Consider the following 26,964-nt stretch of genomic DNA (forward strand, 5'->3'; position numbering starts at 1 on the left):
AAATTTTTTGTATTTTTTTAGAGTTTTGAATAGTGTTTTTTAAAAAATTTAATAAAAAAATAATCAAAAAATAAATATTTTTAACTTTTTGAATGATTTTGTAATTTTTTTTTTTTTTTATTTTTTATTAAAGTTTGTATATAAGTTTATTTTGTTTTGATTATGTTTTATGTTAAAACTAATGATTATAATAGATTTTTTTGTTATTAATATAAAATATATTTATTTTATATTAATTTATCTTTTTTAAAAATTAATTTTTTAGCATCAACAAAAAAAAATAAAAAAATTATTTATAAAATATTATTCGGAATCATTTGTAAATATTTTTGACATTCATCGACTATTGTTTTTAAATGATTTTTATCAAAAGGACTTTTCAAACCAATATTTTTTAATAATTGTAAAAAATTTTCAGATCCACCTTTTTTACATAAATTTAAATATAATTCCCAATTTTTTTTATAATTTTTTTGACTTCGATTCCAAAAATCCAAAGCACATATTTGAGCTAAAGTATAATCGATATAATAAAAAGGACTAGTGAAAATATGCATTTGTCGTAACCAAAAATTCCCTTTTTCTAAAAAATCATCCTCTTCGTATTTTTCTAAAAGTAAATATTTTTTTTCTAATTCGCGCCAAATTTGTTTTCTTTTTTCAGGATTAAATTGAGGATTTGAGTAAATTTCATGTTGAAAATGATCAACTAATGCTCCATATAATAAAAAATTAACCGCTCCGGATAAATGGATGAATTTATATTTTTCTACATCTGAACCAAAAAAATCTTTCATCCAAGGCCAAGTTAAAAATTCCATCGTCATTGAGTGTATTTCTGCTGCATCCATAGTAGGCCAACGATAATCAGGAATCAAATTACGACTTTGAAAAATTTGAAAAGCATGTCCGGCTTCATGAGTTAGTACATCTATATCATGTTTTGTTCCATTGAAATTAGCAAAAATAAAAGGAGATTTAAAAATAGGTAAATATGTACAATATCCTCCGCCTACTTTATTAGGTTTGCTTTCGACATCTAAAAGATTCTTTTCTAACATAAATTCAAAAAAATCTTTAGTTTCAGGTGATATTTCTTGATACATTTTTTTAGCTATTTTTATTTTAGCAGCTGCATCCCCTTGTGGTTTAGGATTTCCGCTAGAAAAATAAAACCCTTTATCGTAACTCTCTAATTTTTTTATTCCTAAAAATTCACTTTTTCTTTTTTGCATTTCTTTGAAAAAAGGCAAAACTATTTCAAGAATATTTTCTCTATAAACGGCTATTTCTTTATGACTGTAATCAGTTCTTTCTAAAATATCATACCCCAATTGTACAAAATTTTCATAACCTAAATTATGAGCCATTTCAGTTCTTGTTTTGACTAACTCATCATAAAGACGATCATATTCATCTTCTTTTTTTTGAAAAAAATTAGATACTGCTTTTTGCGCTTCTTTTCTAGTTTGTCGAGATAAAGATTCAAAAAAAGGAGCCATTTGACTAAGATTATATTTTTTATTTTGAAAATCAATCGTTGGTTCAGCAATTAATTTTTGATATTCGGTTACTAAAGAATTTTCTTTTTGAACTAAAGAAATAATTTTAGGATTAAAAGTTTTAACAAATAATTTTGCTTTTTTCCAAAAAAAATTACCAAATTTATTTTTTAAAAAATCATAATATTTACTTTTTAAAATTTGCTGATAAAATTTATATTTTAATTCTGTTAACAAAGGTCCGTTTTGGTCACAAAAAAGTTTTTCATTTTGATAAAAAATATCTTTAGTATCCAGAGTATATCTGATATTTACTAAAGTAAACATAGTTTCTATTTTATCATTCAATTTATGAAAATCATTTATAATCTCTACTTGTTTTTTAACATCAACACTACAAAATTCTTCTATCATAGGTAAAATTTTAGATTTAACTTTTTGCAAATCTACCCTTTCATATATAAAATCTTGAAATTTCATTTTTTTCTCTTTTCCTCTTTTAAATTATTTTATTTTTTTTAATATATATTTATATTTTAAATTTAAAAAAATAAATTTTCAAATATAATCAATTATTAAATCAAAAAATATTACTATAATTCATTTTATAATTTAAAATATAAATATATTATTGTTTTATCAAAATTATTCTAGTTAACTTTTTTTATATCATTTTGAACAAAATTTTTTTTAATTATAGTAAAAAATGTCAATTAAACAATATCCGTATTATAAATTTTATTAAGATATAATATTAAATGATAAAATAATATAAATTAATTTATTATAATTTTTAGGAAAAATAAAAAAAATGAAAAAAATAAAAGTTTTAATCAAGAACGAATATGAATTAGAATTACAAGAAGACGGGCAAAAAGGAGATTTAATTGATTTAAAAAATAATTTGATTATGGATCTTAACGAAATCAAACAAAATATTTATAATGAAAAATTAAAAAATTTAAAAATAAAATTAGAAGAAGAAAATAAAAAACAAATACAATTGTTAACACAACAATATGAAAACCAAATTAAAGATTTACATCATAAAAACGAAATATCTCTTCTTAAAAAAAAACAACAATTAGATTTCATCCAAAGAGAAAGATCAAATTATAATACTAAATTAATTGGTGAAAATTTAGAAAAATGGTGTGATAACGAAATTCAAAATCAATTGTTAATCGCTGACGACATAAGTTGGTATAAAGATAATGAAGAAATTAATAAAACCAAAGGTGATTTTATTTATAAGTTATATTATGACAAACAACACAATAAAGAACAAATTTTAACTTCAGCTTTATTAGAGATGAAAACAGAAATAAAAACAAATACCCCTAACAACAATAATAAACAAAAAAACGAAAGATATTTCGCTAAATTAGATAAAGATCGAAATAATAAAAATTTAGAATTCGCTCTTTTAGTAAGTGAATTAGAATATGAACAAGAAAACGATATCCCTATCAAAAAAGTAAAAACGTACCCTAATATGTTCATCATTCGTCCTCCTTATTTAGTGTTTTTTTTAAATGTAATAACATGTTTAGGACGTAAAAATAAGGAAATTATTATAGATTTAAAAAAACAAAAAATAACTTTTTATAAAGAAGAAGAAATTAAAAATACTTTTTTAGAAATGAAAAACGAAATTTTAGATAATTCTTTCAAAAATATTGAAAAAAATTTACAATTTATTACTAAAGAAAACCAAAAAATTAAAACAATTTCAGAAGAATTATTAAAAACTTATAACAATATAGAAGAAAAAATGGAAAAAATATTGAAAACACATCTGAAAATAGCTATTAATAAAGTTCGTAATTTTAAGATTGATAAAATTTTAAAAGAAATAAAAAAATATTAATATTTTGAATACATTTGAACTTTTAAAAAAAAAAAAAAAACAAATAATACCTTTTATTCTAAGTTATTTATTCAATTTATAAAGATATTTATATAAAATTAAATATTTTGTTTTATTAAAAAAAGACTCAATGAAATGAGTCTTTTTTTATATTATTTTGATATTTATATTATTATTTTTGTGTTTCAACGCTATTATATAGGTGAAGTTGTTATAAGACAATTGAATTAATCGATAAAATTAATTTTTATCACTATTTTTTTATATATTAAATACCATTAATATTAATTTTTTTATTTATAAATTTAAAAATCATCATAATTTATTTTATTTTGTATTTATAAATAAATATATTTTGGTATATACTTTATACGATGTTAAAAGGAGGTGTAGATTAATTAAAAAGTTATAAAAAATAAAATTTCAAATAAAATATTAAAAAATTTTTTAAAAAAAACAATTAGAAAGCATTTTATGAAATTCAAAAATAAAAAAAGGCAAATAAATTTTTTTATATTATTGATAATTATTATATTTTTAATTAATCCAAACTACAATATAAAAGGGAATCCAAATGAATCATCTTCTAAAATAAATAAATTAAAGTTATATATTTTGAAAAAAATAAATAATTTAAAAAAACAAGATTATAGTTTGATCAATGATTATGAAAATGATATTTTTTTTTCAAAACCTCTTTCTAAAATAAATACGGAAACAGGCGATATTGTAATTGTATATAATTATAATGAAAAAGGTCAATTAATAGATAAAAAATATATATTAGATAATCAATTTTTTAAATATAAATATAATAACAAAGATATATTAATATATAAAACTGCTACTCATAATTCTAATTTTATAAACACTTACGAATATAATGATAAAAATCAAATTGTCGCTGTAAGAAATAATAAAAATAAAATACAAACTAAATATGAATATAATGTTGCAGGGCAAAGAATTCAAAAAACCGTTTTTCTTTTTGAACAAAATTTTATAAAAAAAAATATTTTTACTTATGATTACAATAGCGAAAACCAAAAAATTAGAAAAACACATTACGGTTGTATTTATCCTAACGAAAATCAATTTATCCAATATATTAATTCATTTTTAAATTTAAAATTGGATCATTTTTATAAAATTGATAAAATTGAAAAAAAATATTTATATAATAAAAAAGGACAAAAAATACAAAAAATAGACCATTTAGGGAATCGATATAATTATAAATATTGTGAGTGTACTGAATTATAATTAATTATTTTTAAATAATAGATTATTTATTTATTTATTTTAAAAATAAATTTTTAAATTAAAATATTTATTTTTCTTATCTATAAAAAAAGAACTTTTGTTAGTTCTTTTTTTATAGATAAATTTATCGAAATATATGATGAAGAAGTTTAAAAATAACATTTTAGATTTTTTATTTATTAATTTTGATGTTTTAATAAATTTTAAGAAAATTTCTAAATAAGATCAAATCTGGATTAATTAAAGTATTTAAGATATTTTTTATAATCAATTTTATTGGTTAAATTATTACTTGTTTTTTAATATTATAAGGAACATTAGCATATTAACTTTTGTTATAACCCTATTTATATCGTATTCAAAAGTTTAAATTTGCACTAAAAAGTGAAAAAATGATTATTAAATTTTTATTTATTGCTTTTATTCTTGGTATATTCATTCCGTCTTTAACTTATTTAGTTTATATTGAAAAAAATATCTTTTTTTATCTATTATTATCATTTGTTATTTTATTTTTTATAGTTGCGGAATTAATTTTAGCTTGTTTAGTTCGAATGATAAAATTAGACGAAATAAATATTTGTATTCAAAATAAATATCCTTAATAAATATGAATATTTAATAATTAACTTATTATTTTGGAGTTTTTTAATTCCGTTTTAGAATTGATCGTTAATATTGAAAAACTTTTTAGAAGAAAATATTTTAAATATTAATTAAAAAAGTCCTAATTAATTGAGTCTGTTTTGACTTTGCTTTACTTTTTTTAAAAAAAAGTCTAATTTTTAATTACCTATAAAACGGTTTTAAGCCAAGACAATTTTTACAATTGAAAGCGATAATAAGTTTTTTTTGTAAACGAAACTAAATCAAAATTAACGTCAGTAAAAAAAATAAAGATGATTGAAAATTTTTTTAATTAACTTGATTTATGATACTTTTTGTAAAAAAATAAAAAAATTAACAGAATAAAAACAATAGCTAAAATTATAGCGCCAACAATTAATATTTCTTTTAACTTTTTCTTTCTCTGATTTTTTTTAATGGAATTAAAATATTTTCTTATTTCACGTAAATCAAAGATAAAAGAGATAAAAGATAAAATCAAAATGAATAAAAAACCTCTATTTCCTATCTTGTATGCGAAATTTTCCCATGCAATGTGAGTTCCAATTTCCAATTTTTGTTCCAAATTTTAAATAAATTACACTTAACAAAGCAATAGGGTCTAAAATCAAACCGAATACGTAATTATAATGAATAAATTTTCTAGTGAATCCATTTACCACACAGTCTAATCGCTTGTTGATAGTGACAAAAGCGATAACGCACATATTTAAAGCTGATAACGCTATAAAAACAGACGATAAGATAATTAAAATGTTTTGCATTTTTTAACTACTTTCTATAAAATTAAATTTTATAGTATTTTTTAAAAAAATATCAAAAATAATTTTTTACATAAAAATTATATCATTTATTTGTTGTTAAAGTGAAAAAGACTCAAGGAATTGATTCTTTTTTTTAAATTTTTTAAATAATAATAATAATAATAATAATAATAATAATAATAATAATAATTGACAAAAAAGACCCATTTTAAAATGGGTCTTTTTTAATATTATTTAAAATATATAAAATTATTCTAATATCTCGATAACTGTTCCAGTTCCGATAGTTCTTCCGCCTTCTCTTACAGAAAAGTTAGTTTCTGTTTCGATAGCGATATAATTGATTAAAGTAATAATAAGTTCGGCTGTGTCACCTGGGTTTACTATTTTGTTTCCATCTTTTAATTGAATTACACCAGTTACATCGGCAGTTCTAATGAAAAATTGAGGGCGATAATTATCTCCGAAACAAGTTTTTCTACCGCCTTCTTCAGCAGTTAAAAAGTAAATCTTAGCAACAAATTTACGATGAGGTTGTAAAGAACCTACTTTAGATATAACTTGGCCGCGTTGAATATCTGTATGACTGATGCCACGTAATAAAATACCAATACTATCGCCAGCTAAAGCGCCTTCTTTATCTAAATTTTTATGAAACATTTGTAAACCGATAACAGTAGATTTTCTTTTTTCTTTGATTCCGACAATTTCTACTTCTTCTGAAAGTTTGATTTGTCCTCTTTCTACACGTCCTGTAGCAACAGCACCTCTACCTTTAACATTAACAACTTGTTCAATAGGCATTAAAAAAGGTTTGTCTAAAGCGCGAACCGGATCATCTACATAACTGTCTAAAGTATCAAGTAATTTTTGAATACTTTCTGTATATTTAGGGTCACCTTGAATAGCCATTAAAGCAGAACCTCTAATAATAGGAATATTATCAGGATCTTTATATTTATATTTAGCTAAAACATCTCTTACTTCTGATTCTACTAATTCAAACATTTCTTCGCTATCAACTTGATCACATTTATTCAAGAAAACAACTAATTGAGGTACCCCTACCTGTTTAGCTAATAAAATATGTTCTTGAGTTTGAGGCATTACACCACTTTCAGCTGAAACAACTAAAATAGCTACATCCATTTGAGCAGCACCTGTTATCATGTTTTTAATATAATCCGCATGACCAGGGCAATCTATATGAGCATAATGTCTTTTTTCTGTTTCGTATTCTACGTGAGAAGTATTAATAGTAATACCACGTTTTTTTTCTTCAGGCGCTCTATCAATTTGATCGTAATCTAATTTTTTTGCAAAACCTTTACTTGATGAATATGAAGTAAGTGCAGCAGTTAAAGTAGTTTTACCATGGTCAACGTGACCAATAGTGCCTACGTTTACATGAACTTTATTTCTTAAAAATACATCAGCCATTTTTTTAAATTCCTTTTTTTTATTTATTTTATTTTTTAATCAAAAAAATATTATTATAACTTATTAACTACGTTCTTTGATTATATTTTCAGCAATATTTTTAGGTGTTTTTGAATATTTATGGAATTGCATAACAAAACTTGCTCTTCCTTGTGTATTAGAACGTAAATTAGTAGCATATCCGAACATTTCAGATAAAGGCACCAAAGATTTAATGACAATCGCATTTCCTTTATTTTCTTGAGTTTCTAATTTTCCTCTTCTAGATGTTAAATCGCCGATAACATTACCTACATATTCATTAGGTGTAAAAATTTCTACACTCATAATAGGTTCTAAAATAACTAAATCTCCATCTTTTTTTGTTTCTTTTAAAGCAATAGAGGCTGCTATTTTAAAAGCTATTTCTGAAGAATCGACATCGTGATAAGAACCATCAAATAAAATAGCTCTAACATCTATAAAAGGATATCCTGCGATAATACCACTAGATAAAGACTCTTCTAAACCTTTTTTTACAGCAGGTATATACTCTCGTGGGATAGCACCACCTACAATTTTATTTACAAATTCAAAACCTTTTCCTACGTTTGGTTCAAAACGCATACAAACATGTCCGTATTGTCCTCTTCCTCCTGATTGACGTATAAATTTTCCTTCTGTAACGGTTTCTTTAGTTAAAGTCTCTCTATAAGAAACCTGAGGTTGAGAAACATTTGCTTGTATATGAAACTCTCTTCTTAAACGATCAATAATAATATCTAAATGCAATTCGCCCATTCCTGCAATTATTGTTTGTCCTGTTTCATGATTGATATAAACTTTAAAAGTAGGGTCTTCTTCAGCTAATTTACCTAAAGCAACAGCTATTTTATCTTGATCGTTTTTAGTTTTAGGTTCGACCGCTATTTCAATAACTGGTTCAGGAAAATTCATAGATTCTAAAATAATAAAATCATTTTCTGAAGTTAAAGTATTTCCGGTAGTGGTATTTTTTAAACCTACTACAGCTACAATATCCCCTGCATTAGCTTCTTGAATTTCTTCTCTATTATTAGCATGCATTTGTAATAAACGAGCTACACGTTCTTTAGCGTTCTTAGAATTATTTTGAATATAAGTTCCTGTTTTTAAAACACCAGAATAAATTCTTAAAAAAGTTAAGCGTCCTACAAAAGGATCAGTCATTATTTTAAAAGCTAAAGCGGTCAAAGGCTCGTCATCAAAAGGTTTTCTGATTATTTCCTTTTCATCAGCATCTAAACCTATAATAGGCGGCACATCTATAGGAGAAGGCAAAAAATCAATCATGGCGTCTAAAATTTTTAAAACACCTTTATTTTTGAAAGCAGAACCGCATAAAACAGGAAAGAAAGAAACATCTAAAGTTGCTTTTCGAATAATTTTTTTCAAAATATCTGCATTAATTTCTTTATTAGCAAAAAACATATCTAATAATTCATCATCAAATTCAGATAATAATTCTATTAATTCTTGTCTTTTTTGTTTAACTATTTCTGTTAAATCTTCAGGGATATCAATGAATTTACCACTTTCCGAATAAGAATTATTATCATATTGAAAAGCTTTCATTTCTAATAAATCAATAATACCAATAAAATTATTTTCTTTACCGATAGGCCATTGAATAGCAGCAACTTTTACACCTAATCTTTTTTTAAGTGTATCAATAGCGTATTCAAAATCAGCTCCTATTTTATCCATTTTATTAACAAAAACAATTCTCGGAACCTTGTATTCAGTAGCTTGACGCCAAACAGTTTCTGTTTGAGGTTCAACTCCGGCTTGTGCATCGATAACAACCACTGCGCCATCTAAAACTCTCAAAGAACGAGAAACTTCAACAGTAAAATCTACGTGCCCTGGAGTATCAATTATTTGAATTTTATGTTCTTTCCAAAAAATAGTAGTAGCAGCAGAGGTAATTGTGATTCCTCTTTCTTGTTCTTGCTCCATCCAATCCATTTGAGATTTTCCGTCGTGAGTTTCTCCTATTTTATGTATCTTACCAGCATGAAACAAAATTCTTTCTGTTGTAGTTGTTTTTCCAGCATCAATATGAGCCATAATTCCGATATTTCGGACTTTATTAATTTTAAATTTTCGTTCTTTATCTATTTTTAATTTTTGTGCCATTACAAGCACTCCTTATTGTTTTTTTATCTTACCAACGGTAATGAGCAAAAGCTTTATTAGCTTCAGCCATACGATGAGTATCTTCCTTTTTTTTGACTGCTCCGCCTATACCAGCGGCAGCATCGATAATTTCTTTAGATAATTTTTCTTCCATTGTTTTTTCATTTTTTTTCTGAGCGCTAGCGATCAACCATTTTAATGATAAAGACTGACGTCTTTCAGGGCGTATTTCTGAAGGAACTTGATAATTTTGACTACCAATAGTTCTTGTACGAACTTCTAAAATAGGCATAATATTATTTAAAGCTTCATTAAACACATCTATCGGTTCTCTTTGAGTTATTTGTTTAACTCTGTCTAAAGCGCCATATAAAATAGATTTAGCTACTCCTTTTTTACCATCTTTCATAATGGTATTAATAATTTTAGTAACTAATTTCGAATTATAAACAGGATCTAAAGATATATTTTTTTTATAAATGTTTTTTTTACGTGACATAAAATTTTCATTCTCTTTCTTTTAAAAATATGTCAAACATTATTTTTTAGTAACGTTTCTTTTAGAACCGTATTTGGAACGTCCTTGTTTTCTGTTAGCGACGCCTGCAGAATCCAAAGCACCTCTTACTATATGATAACGAACACCAGGTAAATCTTTTACTCTACCACCACGAACTAAAACAATACTATGTTCCTGTAAAGAATGACCAATACCAGGAATATAAGCTGTAATCTCTGTTTTATTACTTAATCTTACTCTAGCAAATTTTCTTAAAGCAGAATTGGGTTTTTTAGGTGTCATGGTAGATACTTTAATACAAACTCCTGATTTTTGAGGAGAATTACGATTAATGGCTTTTTTTTTCAAATTATTAAAAAAATACCCTAAAGCTGGTGATTTATTCTTAGAAGTTTTTTTAACTCTTCTGTTTTTAATTAATTGAGGGATAGTAGGCATACAAAAAACTCCTTTTTTTGTATAATTTCTTTTTATTTTTTTATAATGTTTTTTTATAAAAATAAACATTATTTTTTTATACTAATACATATAATTATATCTTTTTTTATAATAAAAAACAATAAAATATACTTTATTGTATAAAACAAAATTATTTATTGTCTTTATCACGAGGATATTTAAAATCAACAGATTCTAAAATTCCTGTACCTGCTGGAATCAAACCGCCTATAATAGCATTTTCTTTTAAACCATATAAAGGATCTGATTGCCCTTTAATAGCTGCGTCAATCAAAATTTTAGTAGTTTCTTGGAAAGAAGCGGAAGATAAGAAAGAATCACTTTTTAAAGCAGAACGAGTAATCCCTAATAAAACAGGTCTGCCAACGGCCATTTTTTTATTTTGCTCTAACATTTGAAGATTAACTCTTTTAAATTCTTTAATAGAAGTTTCTGTGCCTGGTAAAAAAGAAGTATCTCCTTCAAAAATAATTAAAATTTGTTTAAACATTTGACGAACAATAATTTCGATATGTTTATCATTGATACTAACGCTTTGAGATTGATATACTTTTTGAACTTCTTCTAAAATATATTTTTGTGTTGTTTCAACATCTGTCACTCTTAACAACTCTCTTAAATCGATAGAACCTGATGTTAATTGTTGTCCGGTTTTTACTTTCATATTTTTTTGAACTAAAATCTCTGCATTAGAATAAACATCATAAATTATTTCTTCTTTTGGATCAAAATTTGGTGAAATAACTATTCGAGGTAAAGAAGAGTTTATATTTTTTATTTCTTTAACAATACCGTCATATTCACTAATAATAGATTTTCCTTTAGGTTTTCTAGCTTCAAATAATTCTTGTATTCTTGGTAAACCTTGAGTGATATCAGAAACCGCTAAAACTCCTCCTGTATGGAAAGTTCTCATAGTTAACTGAGTTCCAGGTTCTCCAATAGATTGAGCCGCTATTACACCAACAGCCTCACCTATTTCCACTTTTTTATTATTGGTCAAATTCAAACCATAACATTTAATACAAAAACCAAATTCTGAATTACAACATAAAGTATTTCTAATTTTAACTTTTTTAATATTAGCTTCAATAATTTGTTCAATATTTTTTTGATATAAAAGTTCATTTTTTGCAACAATAATTTTTTTAGTTATAGGATGGATAATATCTTCTGCAGTGTAACGACTAAAAATACGTTGTTCTAAAGAAATAATAATTTTGCCATCTCTTTCAATAGCTTCAATATAACTACCTTTATCACTACCGCAATCTTCTTTAGTGATGATGTTATCTTGTGCTACATCAATCAATCTACGAGTTAAATATCCTGATTCAGCTGTTTTTAAAGCGGTATCAGTAGACACTTTACGAGCACCGTGTGTCGAGATAAAAAATTCAGAAACAGTCAATCCTTCTTTAAAAGAAGTTTTGACAGGGATTTCTAAAATTTCACCTTTCGGACTGTTCATTAATCCTCTCATCCCTGATAATTGAGAAAAGTTAGAAGTATTACCACGAGCTCCACTATCGCTTATCATGAATAAATTATTATCCTTATTAAATTCTTTCATTAATCCTTCTTGAATTTGTTCGCGTACAATTTTCCATTCTTGAATAACTAAATTTTTCTTCTCTAAAGCAGTTAAAAAACCTCTATTATAAAAGTTTTCTATTTCAATTATTTTGTTTTCTACTACTTCTAATAATTCTTCTTTTTTGGAATAAACATTAATATCACTATGTGAAATAGTAATACCAGCGATAGTAGAATATTTAAAACCTAAATCTTTTATATTATCTAACATTTGAGATGTTTCAGTAATATTGCTTTCGTTAAAAACACGATTGATAATCATAGATAAAAAACGTTTTTTAAAAGGTTCAATGTAATTAGCTTCGCATAAATATTTTGTCGGATCTTGACCTTTAGAAATGAAATAAATATCTGGCGTTTTAACCTCTAAATTAAAAACAGTAGGTTCTTGAATATATACAAAATCAGAAGGCAAAATACTATTGAAAATCAATTTTCCTAAAGTAGTGACTAAATATTTGTTTTTTTGTTCTTCCATAAAACGGGAAGTCACATTAACCGCTTTAACTAAAATTCTAGTGTGAAGATGAATTTCTTTATTATAAAAAGATAATTTTGCTTCTTTTAAATCGAAAAATATTTTTCCTTCGTTGCGATGTTTATATTGATGTTGTTTTGTTCTCTCTTCTGCGTCAAAACCTTCTAAAATACGATCACGTTTTTCTTCAATAGTTAAATAATAATTACCTAAAACCATATCTTGAGAAGGGAATAAAACAGGGTTTCCGTTTTTAGGATCTAAAATATTATTAGAAATCAACATCAATAAACGTGCTTCCGCTTGTGCTTCAATAGAAAGAGGTAAATAAACAGCCATTTGATCGCCATCAAAATCCGCATTAAAAGCTGGTGTCACCAAAGGATGTAATTTGATAGCTTTACCGTCAATCAATTTAGGTTCAAAAGCTTGAATTCCTAAACGATGTAATGTAGGAGCTCTATTTAATAAAACGGGATGTTCTTTAACCACTTCTTCTAAAACGTTAAAAACATATTCATCCATTTTTTCATATAAAACAGTAGCACTTTTTTTATCAATTCCTTTTGCTTCTTGTAATTTATTAAGAATAAAAGGTTTGAACAAAATAACAGCCATTATTCTCGGTAAACCACATTGATGAATTTTTAATTCAGGGCCTACAATAATAACAGATCTTCCTGAATAATCCACTCTTTTTCCTAAAAGGTTTTGACGAAAACGTCCTTGTTTACCTCTTAAAATTTCTGATAAAGATTTTAATGTTTTACTTTTTTCTATATTAAAGTTATTTTTTTTATTAACTTTAACATTATCAAATAAGGAATCGACAGATTCTTGTAACATTCTTTTTTCATTTTTGATAATCAATCTAGGAGCGTTTTGTTTTATTTGTTTTTTTAAACGATTATTACGGTTCAAAATTCTTCTATATAAATCATTTATATCAGTGGTTGCAAAACGACCGCCATCCAACGGAACAATAGGTCTTAAATCAGCAGGAAGAACAGGAAGAACATCTATAACCATCCACTCAGGTTTATTATCAGATTGATTAAAAGATGTCAAAATATCTAACCTTTTGATAATGCTATCTCTTTTTTGTTTAGAAATATTTTTTAGAACTTTTCTTAATTCTGCTATTTTAGCATCCAAATTTAACTCTTCTAATAATTTTTTAATAGCTTCTGCACCTGTTAAAGCGACAAAAGTATCTCCATATTCTTCTAATAAAATTCCATATTGCATTTCAGATATAATATCTTTTTTTTTGAATTTAGTAGGTCCAGGAGAAATAAAAATATAAGAAGCATAATAAACTATTTCAGATAATTCTTTAGTTTTGATACCTAAAAAAACAGCTAATCTGCTAGGAGAGCTATTTAAATACCAAGTATGAACTATAGGAGCGGCTAATTCGATATGACCCATTCTTTCGCGTCGAACCTTTTGTTCTGTTATCTCAACGCCACATCTAGGACAAATTTGAAATTTTTTCAAAACCTTTTTTTTTACACAAAAACATGTCAAATCTTTGGTAGGACCGAAAATTCTCGGACAAAAAAGACCTCCAAATTCAGGTTTAGTAGTTCGATAATTAATAGTTTCGTAATTCACAATTTCGCCATAAGACCATTGTCTTATTTCATGAGGAGAAGCTAAACGAATTTTAAAATGTTCATATTCACGGCTACCATATTTTTTTTGAGACGAAAACCATTTAGAAACGTTCTTTGTTGTTTCATTATGTTGTTCTTTAATTACATCTTCATATACATCATTTTTTGCTTTAGGTTTTTTATTATATAAAATAAAAATATCTTCAATAGCTTTATAAAAAGAAAGATTTTCGTTTTCAAATAACTTATATAAAATATCTAAATCGGTATACAAAAGAGTAAAACAATTATTAATTTGATTATTTAACAAAATAGAAATAACATCAGGTTCTAAATTTAAATTCTCTAACTTTTGAGGTAGATAATATTCTCTTAAAATAGGAATAATTTCTGAAAAAGTATTTTCATTTAACAAAGATTTTAATTCTTTTAAAGTGTAAGAATTAAAATCTTTTAAACAATGAATTTCTATTAATTTTAAAGATTCTAAAGTTGACTCAGAAACAGAAAGATCTTTAATTTTTTTTTCTAATTCCATATCTTTAGCTAAAAAGCTTACTCCTTGTTATTTTCGACTAAAGAATAATTAACTTTATTTTCTTTAGTATCAGTTTTTATCAATTCCACATGTAAACCTAAAGATTGTAATTCTTTCGAAAATACTCTAAAACTCTCAGGAATAGAAGGTTTTGGGAAAGGTAATCCATTAACTATGGCGTTATAAGTTTTATTTCTGCCTATCATATCGTCACTTTTAACAGTTAAAAATTCTTGTAAAGTGTGAGCCGCGCCATAACCGTATAAACTCCATACTTCCATTTCGCCAGTTCTTTGGCCTCCTGGTCCACTACTTCCTTGTCCACGAGTAGCTTGATTAGTTATCAAAGTATAAGGGCCGACATTTCTGGCGTGTAATTTATCATCAACCATATGTGACAATTTGATCATATACAATACCCCTACAGAAATAGGATTATCATAAGGTTCACCAGTACGACCATCATATAAAGTCATTTTTCCATTCAAAGGTAAATTGGCTTCTTTTAAAATATTTTCTAAATCTTCGTTATCTACACCGTCGAAAACAGGAGTAGCTATTTTTAAACCTAATTTTTTAGCTGCAAAACCTAAATGCATTTCTAAAATTTGACCAATATTCATTCTACTAGGGACCCCTAAAGGATTCAACATAATATCGACAGGAGTGCCATCAGCCATATAAGGTAAATCTTCTTTAGGTAAAATACGTGAAATAACACCTTTATTTCCGTGACGACCTGCTATTTTATCGCCTTCTTTAATTTTTCTTTTTTTAGCTATGTAAACTCTAACTATTTCATTAACCCCTGTTGTAGCTAATACATCACCTTTAGCGACAGAAAAATATTCTACACTTTGAACAATTCCTGCTTCGCCAAAAGGAACTCTCAAAGAAGCGTCTTTATAATCGTTAACTTTTTCTCCAATGATAGTATAAATTAATTTTTCGTAAGGTGACATTTCAAAAACTACTTTAGGAATAGTTTTCCCTACTAAAATATCGCCTTCTTTTACTTCGGAACCTGGGATAATGATTCCATTTTCATCTAAATTTTGAAGAGCTTCTTTGCTAACGTTAGGAATTTCGCGAGTAATTCGTTCTTTGCCAGAACCTTTTTTTAATTCTCTTGCAAAAATTTCATATTTAGTTATATGTATAGAAGTATAAACATCTTCTTGAACTAAAGTTTCAGACATAATAATAGCATCTTCATAATTATAACCTTCCCAAGTCATAAACGCTACAACTATATTTTTGCCTAAAGCTAATTCACCTTTATAAGTTGCTGGCCCGTCAGCTATAATATCGCCTTTTTTTACATATTCATTTTTTTTAACAATAGGTTTATGCAACATTAAAGTATTTTGGTTAGATTTTTCGAAATTAGTTAAACAATATTCTTCTTCGTTGATAATAATTTTTTGAGCATCAACATAAGAAACAACTCCATCTTCTTTTGATAAAATTAAACAACCAGAATCCTTAACTACTCTATGTTCGATACCAGTGCCCACAATAGGAGAATCGGCCACCAACAAAGGTAAAGCTTGACGTTGCATATTAGTACCCATTAAAGCTCGAGAAGCATCGTTATGCTCTAAAAAAGGAATAGTTGAAGTCGCTACAGAAACTATTTGTTTCGGAGAAACATCGATATAAGAAACATCTTTTATATCATAAATACCAGTTTCTCCATTTTTTCTAGCTATAACTTTATTCGTTTTAAAAGTATTGTCTTCATTTAAAGGACAATCAGCAGAAACAATAACTTTATCTTCTTCATTAATAGAAGTTAAATATTCGAATTCTTCAGACACTCTTGGCAATCCACCGTCAGAAGGATGAATAACTTTAAAAAAAGGAGTCTTGATAAAACCATATTGATCTACTTGAGCATAAGTAGATAAAGAAGAAATCAAACCGATAGAAGGTCCTTCAGGTGTTTCAATAGAACACAATCTTCCGTAATAAGAATTATGCACATCTCTAACTTCTACACCAGCTCGATCACGATCTATACCACCAGTTCCTAAAGCGGAAATTCTTCTTTTTTGGGTTAATTCAGCTAAAGGATTAATTTGATCCATGAAATGAGATAAACGAGAACTACCAAAAAAACTTTTAATAACCATAAAAAGAGAAGAAAAATTAACTAACCCACTAGGAGTGATAGTATCAAACTTACTAATAGACATTCTATCTTTAATATTTTTTTCAGATTTGGTTAAACCAATACGAAATTGATTTTTTAATAACTCTCCAACTAATCGTAATCTTCTATTCCCTAAATAATCAATATCATCCGTTTGTCCGATACCATTATAAAGATTCAAATAATAACTAATACTTGCTATAATATCGGATAAAAAAATATTAGTTCCTTTTTCAGATTGATCATTACCTATAATTTTTACAAACTTTTTATTATTATATTCATCCAAAATATAAACTTCTAAAACTTCGTTTAAAACGCTTTTTTTTTCACTATAATTTGAAATTCCATTTAAACAATCATTATCTAGAAAAAATTCTATAACTTCTTCTTCTAAATTATCTTTATTATCTTCTAAAATTTCTATTACTTGAGAATTTAATAAAGTACCTGCGCTAACTAAAATTTCTCCCGTAAAGATATCGCAAATATGTTTAGTTATATACATTTCAGGTTTGTTATTATTTTTTTTATAAACAAATTCAGAATAATCTTTATTAACTGCATTTTCTAAATTTATTTCTGAATCAACTAATTCTTTAGTAAAAAATTTTCTATTTTCTTTTAATTCATTAATAACATGTTTGTTTAATAAAGTATCTTTAGGAAAAAAAATTTGTCCAGTATCAGGATCTATCAAATCATAAGTTAAATAAGTGTTTTCTGCTCTTTTCAAAACATCTAATTTTTTATTCAATTTAAATCTACCTACTTGAGATAAATCATATTTTTTACGATCAAATAATCTTGTACGAATAAATTCGCGAGCAGAATTAACAGCTACTTTTTCTCCTTGATTCAACTTTGAATAAAGCTCTACAATAGCGTCTTCAATATTAGAATCATCATCTTTATTAAAACTTAATTCTAAAAGTTCATTTTTACCAAAAACTTTTTCAATTTCTTCTTGAGAATCGAAACCTAAAACATGAATGAATTTAGTTAAAGGAATTTTTTTGGAACGATCCAATTTAGCATATAAAACATCTTTATTACTTTGTTCGTACTCAATCCAAGCTCCTCTTGTGGGTATTATTTGCGCTTCATAACGTTTTTTATTAGATTTAGCATCAAATTTTTCTGTAAAATAAGTACCTGAAGAACGTATAATTTGAGATATAATTACTCTTTCAGTACCGTTAATAACAAAAGTACCTGAAGGTGTTATCAAAGGTAATTCTAACATCAAAACACGATTTCTTTTAATTTCTCCTGTTGCAACGTTTTCTAATCTTACATCGACAAATAATTCCGAACAATAACTAAAATCCATTCTTTTGGCTTCTTTAGCTGTTAATTTAGGTTTTTCTAAATAAAAATCATCAAAATGTAATTTTAAATTTCCATTATAACTCGTAATAGGAGAAAGATCAGCTAAAGATTTTTTTATACCTTCTGTAAGGAATAATTCAAAAGAATCTATTTGTGTTTTTATTAAATTAGGTAAAACAAAATCATAATTTATTTTAGAATAATTACGGCGTTCTACTTTAGTACCATATTTAACGTTACGATATCTCTTCATTTTTTTAAAATCAAAACCCCCCAAACGTGTAATTATCCATTTCTAAAATAATCCAATTATAAAAATAAAAAAAATCAAATATAAAGATAATAAAAAACCTAAGATAGTTTTCTTACTTAGGTTTTATTACAAAAAAATATTTTAAATTTAAAAAATTATTTTAATTCTACAATAGCGCCTAATTTTTCTAGTTGTTCTTTAATACTTTCAGCTTCTGCCTTGTCGATATCTTCTTTTAAAACAGAGTTAGGTGTGTCTGCTAAATTTTTCGCTTCTTTTAAGCCTAAACCCATTATTTCATGAATTTTTTTGATAACTGGGATTTTACTACTATTAGCTTCCCCAAAAGATTTCATAACAACTGTGAATTTTGTTTTTTCTGCTTGCGCTTGGTCATTTTGAGAATTATTTCCGCCATTACCAGCTAAAGCTGCACTGGATATATCAATACCGAATTCTTCTTTGATTCCGTCAACTAATTCTTTAATTTCTAATAAAGTCATATTTTTTAAAGCTTCTACAAAAGTTTTTTTATCTAATTTACTCATTTTATAATTTCTCTCTATCTATATAAATTTTATAAAATCATAATGAATTTTTTTAATTATCCATTTTTATATTTTTTTGTTCTTGCAACATATGTAAACTAATTAACAATTCTCTTAATGAGAATAACATACTTGAAGATAAAACAGCCAATAAATTTTCTTTGGAACCTAAAAGTGATAATTCATCAATCATATTTTTTGAATATATTTTATTTTCGACAATGCCAATAACAATTTTTAAAAATGTATTTTTTTTGGCAAAATTAGATAAAATTTTAATAGGAGCGATTACATCATCATCGGCACCTAATAACAAAGCTTTAGAATCGCGAGATAATTCAGATATTTTATCATAACTCATCATTTTAAAAGCTCTTTTTAATATATTTTTAGGATACAATTTAATGGTGCTGTTAATTTTTTTTAACTCAATACGTAGTTCTGTAAAATCACTTACTTTTAAACCTTGAAATTCAAATAAAATAATTAATCCAGACTTTTTAATATTTTGGACTAACGATTCTACTACTTTACTTTTTTTTTCAATAACAGCCTGAAGTATCATAAAATAAAAATCCTTTCTTTTTGAAAACGATATAATTAATAATTGTTACGTTAACATTGATTTCGATATACAAAATTCGCAAAAATAAAAAATATTAATTAATTTTTTTTAAATTAACGCAAAATCAACTTTAACACTTGGTGACATTGTAGTCGAAAGAGACATGGATTTAATAAAATTACCTTTGACTGTTTTAGGTTTAAGAGAAATTAAATTTTCATAAAAAAATTTTAAATTATCCAATAAATGTTCTTTTTCAAAGGAAATTTTTCCTAAAATAACATGTAAATTAGCGTTTTTATCTAATTTATACTCTATTCTGCCTTTTTTAACATCTTGAACTATCTGAGCAACATTATTTGTAACCGTTCCTAATTTAACATTAGGCATTAACCCTTTAGGACCTAAAATACGTCCTAATTTAGAAATCGAAGACATCATATCTGGGGTAGATATTAAAACATCAAAATCTAACCAATTTTTAGAAATACGTTCTACTAAATCTTGATCACCGACATGATCTGCGCCTGCTTCTTCAGCTTCCTTTGCTTTCAAACCTTTAGACAAAACAGCAATCTTTAATTTTTTTCCAATACCATGAGGCAAAATTAAAGTTCCGCGTAAATTTTGTTCTACCTTTTTAGGATCTAATTTCAAAGATAAACTACACTCTACTGTAGCATCAAAATTAGCAATTTTAGTTTTTTTTATTAATTCTATAGCTTCAGAAAACGAATATATTTTATTAAAATCAATTAATTTACTCGCTTCTAAATACTTTTTACTTCTTTTCATACTCTAAACACTTTTATTCTAAAATAATAATTCTTTCTACAAAATTATAAAAATTATTTTTGTAAAACAAAATAGATAAAAAAACGAGATAAAATCAATCAATAACTTCGATTCCCATACTCAAAGCAGTGCCTTTAATTATTTTGCAAGCTTCTTGTAATTCATAAGAATTTAGATTAGAAGATTTAATTTTTGCTATTTCTTCTATTTGTTTATAAGTTAAACTAGCTACTTTATTTTTTTTAATATCCGAAGAACCCTTTTCAATATTAGCAGCTTTTTTCAAAAGATCGCTAGAAGGTGGTGTTTTTAAAATAAAACTAAAACTTCTATCATTGTAAACGGTAATAACAACAGGAATAACAAACCCCATTTTATCTTTTGTTTGTTCATTAAATTGAGAACAAAATAAAGGAATATTTACTTGAGCTTGTCCTAAAACGGGACCCACTGGTGGAGCAGGATTAGCTTTCCCTGCAGCAATTTGTAATTTAATAGTTTTTACAATTTTTTTAAACATTGCCAAATTAAACCTCTTTGAATAAAATTTATATTATTTATTTTTAAATAAAAACATTAAAAAAATAGATAAAAAAAATTAAAAAAGACAAAAAACAAATATTTAAAATTATAACATATTTAAATAAAAAATAAATTATATAAAAAATTATTTAATTTCTTTATAAGAAGTGAAAGGAATTTGAACAGGAGTATTTCTTCCAAACAAATCTATTTCTACCACTAATATACTTTGGTTATTATCTACAAAAGTAACAACACCTTGTTTTCCTACAAAAGAACCACTAGTGATTTCTATTTTTTTATTAATTAAATGATTGTAATCAGTTTTCTTAACGATACCCATTTTAACTAAAATAGGTTTTATTTCGCTATCTCTTAAAGGGACAGGTCTAACATTGCTCCCTTTAGAAGAAGATCCTAAAAAACCAGTAACTTTAGGTAAATTACGAACCACAAACCAAGAATAATCAGTTACAATCATTTTAACAAAGACATATCCAGAAAACATTTTTCTTTCTTTTTCTTTTTTTGTGCCATCAGCTTTTATTTTAAAATATTTTTCCTGAGGATAAACCACTTCAAAAATCAAACGAGACATCTTAGAACTGCTATTCATCAGTTTTAATAAATCTTCTTTAACAGAATTATCATAACCAGAATAAGTTTGGATAATATACCATTTTGCTTGTTTTTCTAATTGTAAAGAATCTTCATTTATTAAATTTTCATTTTCTTCTTTTTTTTTCATTGAATACCTTAAATACTTTTTTAATGTTTTTATAATTTATTATTTTTCTTTATATTATAAAAAATTTGAATAAAAAAATTCAAAATAATGAACCAAATTAACTAAAACAATAACAAAAATTATAATCTTTATTAATTGGATAATGATCTCTTTAAAAGAAGGCCAATTGATCGAAAACAAATCTTTTTTTATTATATTACAAAAAGGTAAAATACCTATTATAAAAATAATCGAATTAACAAAAATACCCAACCAAATCAAATGTGATAATTTTTTTTCTTCTGGTAAATAATTAGCCATTGTTCTAAAAATTCCTATAAAAAATATAGAAAAAATAATTAGAAAAATATTTAATAAACCATATTTTTCTTTAATAATTTCTAATAAAGGAATAAAATCATTTTTTTTTGACTTATTTTGTACTACCATTAAAAACTCCTATTTAAATTATCTTGATTCTTCATGTGAAACATGTTTATTACAGTTCGGACAATATTTTTTTAAATTGAGACGTTTATCGCGATCAACTGCTTTGATATGATAATTACGACTCAAACATAAATTACAAATTAAAATGTTTTTTTTCATTATCGAATCAAATTTTTTCCTCAAAAAATGTAAATCAAAAATAAAAACATCAATCTTTAAACATTTTAACATAAAATTATAAAAATATAATAAATTTTATCTTTGTGATGCGTACATAATTAAAGCAGCAGCAACACTTACATTTAAAGAATTAATTTTTCCCTTCATAGGGATTTTGATAAAATAATCACATTTTTTTTTTAATAAAAAACGCATTCCAGAACCTTCATTACCTAAAATAACAGCAAAAGAACGATTATAATCTATTTTATCAAAATTTAAATCAGCTTCTACATCGGTTCCTATGATCAAAATATTATTTTCTTTTAATAATAAAATAGTTTGATATAAATTATTTACTAAAAAAATATTAACATATTCCAAAGCGCCACTAGAAGATTTGGCTACTGTCCCTGTCAAAAGAACTTGATGTTTTTTAGATATAATAACGCCATCAAAATCAGTAGTTTCCATAGTTCTTAAAATAGCGCCAAAATTATAAGGATCATGAATTTCATCTAAAATTAAAAATTTTTGATTTTTATTAGAATCCAAAAACAAAGACAAATTACTATATTCATAATCTTTAACTTCAGCTACCACTCCTTGATGTTCTTTGGTTTTTGCTTTTTCATTCAATTGATGTTTATCAACCAATTGATAACGAACATTATTTTTATCTAAAAAATTAAAAAATTTTTTATCTATCATTTTATTATTTATAAACATTTGAAAAATAATTCTTTTGTTTTTGACAACTTCTTTAATAACATTTTTGCCGTAAACTATCATATTATATTAAACTTTCATCATAACTAAATATTATTTAGAAAAATTTTTATAAAATAAATAAATAAAAAAATATTTTTGACTTTAATCATAATTAAAGTCAATTTCAAAATAAACTTTTTATAAAATCTAGATTTAAAAAAATATATATAGGGATAAACAACGAAATAACTGACATAACCAATATAAATTTTAATTTATTAAAAGGTCGACAATTTTGTATAAAAACAAAACAAAAAATAAATGAACAAAACAAAGATAAAAAATTTGAAATTTTATCATTATTTCTTTCTATTAACAAACAAAAAATATAAAAAACAGTGATTATCAAAGGATAAATATAAGTTTGTTTCAAAATATTTTTTACAAAAGATTTTTCCACTTTTTTATTGTTCGCTTCTAAAGCTAAGAAAAAAGAAGGCAAACCTACAAAAAAAGTATCAAAAATATTGAATTGTAAAGGTTTTAGAGGGAAAGGTAAAAAATCTTTTCCAATCGCCCAAACAAATAAATTATAAAATATAGTGATAATCGCTAATAAAAAAAATAAAATATTCTTAATTAAAAAAGAAATGGAAATTTTTTGTAAATTATTAACAACTCTTCTACCTTCGGCAAAAACTTCTGTTAAAGAACTAAATTGAGAATCCATTAAAATTAAATTAGCTACATTACGCGAAGATTCGCTACCTGATGCCATAGCGATAGAAATATCTGCTTCTTTAAAAGCTAAAATATCATTGACTCCATCGCCAATCATACCTACTTTATAATTATTTTGTTTGAAACTTTCAATAATATGTTTTTTTTGTATAGGAGTCGCTCTTCCAAAAACATTATAATCTTTGGCTATTTTTGGTAATTCTTCTTCTTTGATGTTGGTTAAATTAATCACTTTTTTATCATCAGAAATAATATTTATTTTTTTCGCTATATGCGAAATTGTATCCGAATTATCTCCTGAAATAATTTTTATTTGAATACCGTTTTTTATAAAAAAATCGATAACTTCAAAAGTGTCTTTTTTTATTGTATCTTCTAACGAAATCAAAGATATAATATTATAATTAGTATCAACATTGATATCTGATATTTTAGTATATGTTTGAACCAAAAGTAAAACACGATAACCTAATTGAGTTTGTTCGTTAAATTTTTGTTGAATTTTATCGAAATTTTGTTTCAAAATAAATTCAGGAGCACCTAATAAAAAAGTTCCTAAACCTTTTACTTCTACAGCGCTATATTTTTTTTCACTAGAGAAATTTTGAATTTCTGTTATTTCATAATTATTTATCTTATTTTGTTTTTTAAAAGATGAACAAAATTTTTCATATAAAGCATTTTGAGTAGAATTATTATTATTATTAAAAGCATTAATAATTTCAAACATTAATTCTTTAGAAAATAAATTAAACTCGTTATAGTCTAAAATATTTTTCACTGTCATAGCACCATCTGTAATAGTTCCTGTTTTATCCAAACACAAAACATCAATTCGAGCTAACATTTCTATACCATAAAGATCTTTTATGTAAGCTTTTTTATTTATTAATTTAACAAAACCAACAAATAAAGTGACGCTGGTTAACAAAAACAATCCTATAGGCATCATTCCTAAAACGAAGCCACAAATTCCTAAAATAAAAGTATTTTGATCTGATGCAAAAACACAAAATAAAGATAAAAATAAAGCTATAGGTATTAAAATAAAAATAATAGAACGAATTAACAAATCAAAAGTACGCAATAAAGGGGTTTTTATTTTTTTATATTTTTTAGCTTCGCGGGTTAATTTAGAAATATAAGTGTCTGAATCTACTTTAACCACTTTAGAATAAGCATTCCCAGAAACAACATAACTTCCAGAAAATAAAAAATCTCCTTCTTTTTTAAAAACAGATTTAGACTCTCCTGTTAAAAAAGATTCATTGACTTCTAAAGTGCCTTTTTTTATTATAGAATCTGCTACAATTTGTGAACCCAATTCTAAAAATAAAATATCTTCTGTAACAATATTTTCGACAAGAACTTCTCCCAATGCTCCATTCCTAACAACTTTAGTAAAATTTAACTTTAATAAAGAAATTTTATCTAAAGTTTTTTTAGTTTTTATCTCTTGGTAAATATTAATAAAAACATTAAATGAATTAATTATTAAAAAAAATAATTGTTTCCATTCTCCGATATAAATAATAATAATCGTAATAATTAATAACAAAGCGTTAAATAAAGTGAAAATATTAAAAAAAAGAATATCTTTAATACTTTTGTTAAATTTATCTTTATTTTTGTTTTTTTGATTATTTCTTATTTTTTCTTCTACTTCTTCCGAAGTTAACCCTTTTATATTAAGTAAAATTGGATCTTGATTTTTTTTAAATTTTTCTATATTTTTATTCATATCAATGAAAATACCACACTTTAAATTTTTTTTAATAATTTAAAATATAACTTTATAATAGCAAATATTTTTAAATAAATTGTTCTTTTTGTAAAATAATTCTAAAATAATCAGATTTTTCAAAATCTTTATTTTTTTTAGCTTCTTCCCATAAATTATAAATTTTAAGATGTTCTTGATTAATTTCTTTTAAATTAATAAAAATACTTAATTGTTTTAATAAATAAAGAAGTGTATTTTGAAGTTTTGATAATTTTTCTAAATCCGAAGATTTATTTATTTCTTTTAATAATTCATCTATCAAACTTAAAACATTAGGAGTATTAAAATCATCTTCCATAAAAAAAATAAATCGATCAATATAAAATTGCTCTAATTTTTTATTTTCAATCTTAAACAAAAATAATTTAAAATTATTTTTGTTTAATTTATAAACTATTTTATGATATTTTTTTTGAAAATGATTAATCAAATTTTCATTATAATTTATAGGCTGAATATAATGATAAGATAAAAAAAATAATTTAATAATATTAGCTTCGAATTTATTCAATAAATAATTGACCAAAACGGTATTACCTAATGATTTACTCATTTTATTGTTTTGATAATCTACACGCCCTACATGTATAAAAAAATTGGCTATTTTTTTTTTATTAACAGCTTGAAATTGAGCTTGTTCATTTTCATGATGTGGGAATTTTAAATCATTTCCGCCGCCGTGAATATCAATAGTATCATTAAAAAACTTTTGGATCATAGAAACACATTCTGTATGCCACCCTGGTCTTCCTGAAAACCAAGGACTAGAATATTTAACGCCATGAGAAGTTTTTTTCCATAAAATAAAATCTTGTATATTCTTCTTTTGCTCATCATTAGTTTTTCTTACGTTATGTTTTAATTTATCTATTTTCTGATTACTTAAAGAACCATAATCCGAAATCAAACCTGATCGGAAATAAATACCTTTAGATGTGTTATATGTATATCCTTTTTTCATTAATTCTTTAATAAATGAAATTATTTCTGGCAAATGATTAGTGACCAAAGGCAAATCATCAATCGTTTCAATCTCTAAAAATGATAACAATTGAAAAAAATGTTCGATATATTTTTGAGATATTTCTGTTTCTGATTTTTTTTCATTAATAGATTTTTGAATTATTTTATCATCGATATCGGTGATATTAACTACTAAATGAACTTTTTTTTTCAAAAATAAAAAATATCTTTTAACTAAATCAAAAAAAATTAAAGGTCTTATATTGCCTATATGCAAATGATCATAAACTGTAGGTCCGCAAACATAAATATTTATTTTTTTAGAATTTAAAGAATAAAATTTTTCTTTTTTATTCGTTAAAGAATTATGAATTATCAACATAATAACTTTTTTATATACAATTCTTTCTTTTTTAAAAAAATATCA

General features: G+C 24.7%; 19 protein-coding genes. 2 read left to right on the forward strand and 17 right to left on the reverse strand.

What is annotated here, in order from left to right; genetic code table 11:
* Positions 1–293: 293 nt before the first annotated feature.
* A complete protein-coding gene (locus LFWB_RS01360) occupies positions 294–1,982 on the reverse strand; it encodes a M3 family oligoendopeptidase (protein WP_210954880.1) in 1,689 nt (562 codons plus the stop codon).
* 331 nt (positions 1,983–2,313) lie between these two features.
* Between LFWB_RS01360 and LFWB_RS01365 the strand changes: the two genes are divergently transcribed.
* Together LFWB_RS01365 and LFWB_RS01370 are read left to right on the forward strand one after the other, a co-directional pair.
* Positions 2,314–3,372: a DUF2130 domain-containing protein gene (locus tag LFWB_RS01365; protein WP_210954881.1), complete on the forward strand. Its 1,059-nt coding sequence runs from the start codon at positions 2,314–2,316 to the stop codon at positions 3,370–3,372.
* Between the two features lie 474 nt (positions 3,373–3,846).
* Entirely contained in the window at positions 3,847–4,635 is a 789-nt protein-coding gene (locus LFWB_RS01370; protein WP_210954882.1) for a hypothetical protein, read from the forward strand.
* A 1,640-nt stretch (positions 4,636–6,275) separates the two neighbouring features.
* Here LFWB_RS01370 and tuf read toward each other — a convergent pair.
* The 16 genes from tuf to cysS all read right to left on the reverse strand — a co-directional run bounded on the left by tuf (position 6,276) and on the right by cysS (position 26,919).
* Positions 6,276–7,466 (reverse strand): elongation factor Tu, encoded by a 1,191-nt coding sequence (gene tuf, locus LFWB_RS01375; protein WP_210954883.1) that lies wholly within the window; start codon positions 7,464–7,466, stop codon positions 6,276–6,278.
* Positions 7,467–7,529: 63 nt separating this feature from the next.
* Positions 7,530–9,623, reverse strand: coding sequence for an elongation factor G (fusA, locus tag LFWB_RS01380; protein WP_210954884.1), 2,094 nt, complete (start codon positions 9,621–9,623; stop codon positions 7,530–7,532).
* Positions 9,624–9,651: 28 nt separating this feature from the next.
* Positions 9,652–10,122, reverse strand: coding sequence for a 30S ribosomal protein S7 (gene rpsG, locus LFWB_RS01385; protein WP_210954885.1), 471 nt, complete (start codon positions 10,120–10,122; stop codon positions 9,652–9,654).
* Between the two features lie 39 nt (positions 10,123–10,161).
* Positions 10,162–10,581 (reverse strand): 30S ribosomal protein S12, encoded by a 420-nt coding sequence (gene rpsL, locus LFWB_RS01390; RefSeq protein WP_210954886.1) that lies wholly within the window; start codon positions 10,579–10,581, stop codon positions 10,162–10,164.
* Positions 10,582–10,732: 151 nt separating this feature from the next.
* A complete protein-coding gene (rpoC, locus tag LFWB_RS01395; protein ID WP_210954887.1) occupies positions 10,733–14,833 on the reverse strand; it encodes a DNA-directed RNA polymerase subunit beta' in 4,101 nt (1,366 codons plus the stop codon).
* A 17-nt stretch (positions 14,834–14,850) separates the two neighbouring features.
* Entirely contained in the window at positions 14,851–18,573 is a 3,723-nt protein-coding gene (gene rpoB / locus LFWB_RS01400; RefSeq protein WP_210954888.1) for a DNA-directed RNA polymerase subunit beta, read from the reverse strand.
* A 155-nt stretch (positions 18,574–18,728) separates the two neighbouring features.
* Positions 18,729–19,121 carry a 50S ribosomal protein L7/L12 gene (gene rplL / locus LFWB_RS01405; protein ID WP_210954889.1) on the reverse strand — a complete coding sequence of 131 codons (393 nt, stop codon included), beginning with the start codon at positions 19,119–19,121 and terminating at the stop codon, positions 18,729–18,731.
* A gap of 52 nt (positions 19,122–19,173) precedes the next feature.
* Positions 19,174–19,686 carry a 50S ribosomal protein L10 gene (gene rplJ, locus LFWB_RS01410; RefSeq protein WP_210954890.1) on the reverse strand — a complete coding sequence of 171 codons (513 nt, stop codon included), beginning with the start codon at positions 19,684–19,686 and terminating at the stop codon, positions 19,174–19,176.
* Positions 19,687–19,794: 108 nt separating this feature from the next.
* Positions 19,795–20,481: a 50S ribosomal protein L1 gene (gene rplA, locus LFWB_RS01415; RefSeq protein WP_210954891.1), complete on the reverse strand. Its 687-nt coding sequence runs from the start codon at positions 20,479–20,481 to the stop codon at positions 19,795–19,797.
* 94 nt (positions 20,482–20,575) lie between these two features.
* Positions 20,576–21,001 (reverse strand): 50S ribosomal protein L11, encoded by a 426-nt coding sequence (gene rplK, locus LFWB_RS01420; RefSeq protein WP_210954892.1) that lies wholly within the window; start codon positions 20,999–21,001, stop codon positions 20,576–20,578.
* 147 nt (positions 21,002–21,148) lie between these two features.
* The gene (gene nusG, locus LFWB_RS01425) at positions 21,149–21,751 is read right to left on the reverse strand and encodes a transcription termination/antitermination protein NusG (protein WP_210954893.1); all 603 of its coding nucleotides are present in this window, start codon (positions 21,749–21,751) and stop codon (positions 21,149–21,151) included.
* Positions 21,752–21,805: 54 nt separating this feature from the next.
* Positions 21,806–22,180: a hypothetical protein gene (locus tag LFWB_RS01430; protein ID WP_210954894.1), complete on the reverse strand. Its 375-nt coding sequence runs from the start codon at positions 22,178–22,180 to the stop codon at positions 21,806–21,808.
* An 18-nt stretch (positions 22,181–22,198) separates the two neighbouring features.
* Entirely contained in the window at positions 22,199–22,411 is a 213-nt protein-coding gene (gene rpmG, locus LFWB_RS01435; RefSeq protein ID WP_320412078.1) for a 50S ribosomal protein L33, read from the reverse strand.
* Between the two features lie 24 nt (positions 22,412–22,435).
* Positions 22,436–23,131 carry a 23S rRNA (guanosine(2251)-2'-O)-methyltransferase RlmB gene (rlmB, locus tag LFWB_RS01440; RefSeq protein ID WP_210954896.1) on the reverse strand — a complete coding sequence of 232 codons (696 nt, stop codon included), beginning with the start codon at positions 23,129–23,131 and terminating at the stop codon, positions 22,436–22,438.
* A 103-nt stretch (positions 23,132–23,234) separates the two neighbouring features.
* Positions 23,235–25,532 (reverse strand): HAD-IC family P-type ATPase, encoded by a 2,298-nt coding sequence (locus LFWB_RS01445; RefSeq protein WP_210954897.1) that lies wholly within the window; start codon positions 25,530–25,532, stop codon positions 23,235–23,237.
* Between the two features lie 70 nt (positions 25,533–25,602).
* Complete coding sequence (gene cysS, locus LFWB_RS01450) at positions 25,603–26,919, reverse strand: cysteine--tRNA ligase (protein ID WP_210954898.1); 1,317 nt, start codon at positions 26,917–26,919, stop codon at positions 25,603–25,605.
* Between the last annotated feature and the right edge of the window lie 45 nt (positions 26,920–26,964).

The organism is Candidatus Phytoplasma luffae (assembly GCF_018024475.1).
GTDB lineage: Bacteria > Bacillota_I > Bacilli_A > Acholeplasmatales > Acholeplasmataceae > Phytoplasma > Phytoplasma luffae.

Bases quoted from the DNA above. Each gene is read 5' to 3' on its own strand.
- cysS (WP_210954898.1), bottom strand. From the start codon at position 26,919: ATGTTGATAATTCATAATTCTTTAACGAATAAAAAAGAAAAATTTTAT.
- rplJ (WP_210954890.1), bottom strand. From the start codon at position 19,686: ATGATACTTCAGGCTGTTATTGAAAAAAAAAGTAAAGTAGTAGAATCG.
- rlmB (WP_210954896.1), bottom strand. From the start codon at position 23,131: ATGATAGTTTACGGCAAAAATGTTATTAAAGAAGTTGTCAAAAACAAA.
- fusA (WP_210954884.1), bottom strand. From the start codon at position 9,623: ATGGCACAAAAATTAAAAATAGATAAAGAACGAAAATTTAAAATTAAT.
- rpoB (WP_210954888.1), bottom strand. From the start codon at position 18,573: ATGAAGAGATATCGTAACGTTAAATATGGTACTAAAGTAGAACGCCGT.
- LFWB_RS01370 (WP_210954882.1), top strand. From the start codon at position 3,847: ATGAAATTCAAAAATAAAAAAAGGCAAATAAATTTTTTTATATTATTG.
- rpoC (WP_210954887.1), bottom strand. From the start codon at position 14,833: ATGGAATTAGAAAAAAAAATTAAAGATCTTTCTGTTTCTGAGTCAACT.
- rplK (WP_210954892.1), bottom strand. From the start codon at position 21,001: ATGTTTAAAAAAATTGTAAAAACTATTAAATTACAAATTGCTGCAGGG.
- LFWB_RS01445 (WP_210954897.1), bottom strand. From the start codon at position 25,532: ATGAATAAAAATATAGAAAAATTTAAAAAAAATCAAGATCCAATTTTA.
- rpsL (WP_210954886.1), bottom strand. From the start codon at position 10,581: ATGCCTACTATCCCTCAATTAATTAAAAACAGAAGAGTTAAAAAAACT.
- rpmG (WP_320412078.1), bottom strand. From the start codon at position 22,411: ATGTTAAAATGTTTAAAGATTGATGTTTTTATTTTTGATTTACATTTT.
- LFWB_RS01430 (WP_210954894.1), bottom strand. From the start codon at position 22,180: ATGGTAGTACAAAATAAGTCAAAAAAAAATGATTTTATTCCTTTATTA.
- rplA (WP_210954891.1), bottom strand. From the start codon at position 20,481: ATGAAAAGAAGTAAAAAGTATTTAGAAGCGAGTAAATTAATTGATTTT.
- LFWB_RS01360 (WP_210954880.1), bottom strand. From the start codon at position 1,982: ATGAAATTTCAAGATTTTATATATGAAAGGGTAGATTTGCAAAAAGTT.
- LFWB_RS01365 (WP_210954881.1), top strand. From the start codon at position 2,314: ATGAAAAAAATAAAAGTTTTAATCAAGAACGAATATGAATTAGAATTA.
- nusG (WP_210954893.1), bottom strand. From the start codon at position 21,751: ATGAAAAAAAAAGAAGAAAATGAAAATTTAATAAATGAAGATTCTTTA.
- rpsG (WP_210954885.1), bottom strand. From the start codon at position 10,122: ATGTCACGTAAAAAAAACATTTATAAAAAAAATATATCTTTAGATCCT.
- rplL (WP_210954889.1), bottom strand. From the start codon at position 19,121: ATGAGTAAATTAGATAAAAAAACTTTTGTAGAAGCTTTAAAAAATATG.
- tuf (WP_210954883.1), bottom strand. From the start codon at position 7,466: ATGGCTGATGTATTTTTAAGAAATAAAGTTCATGTAAACGTAGGCACT.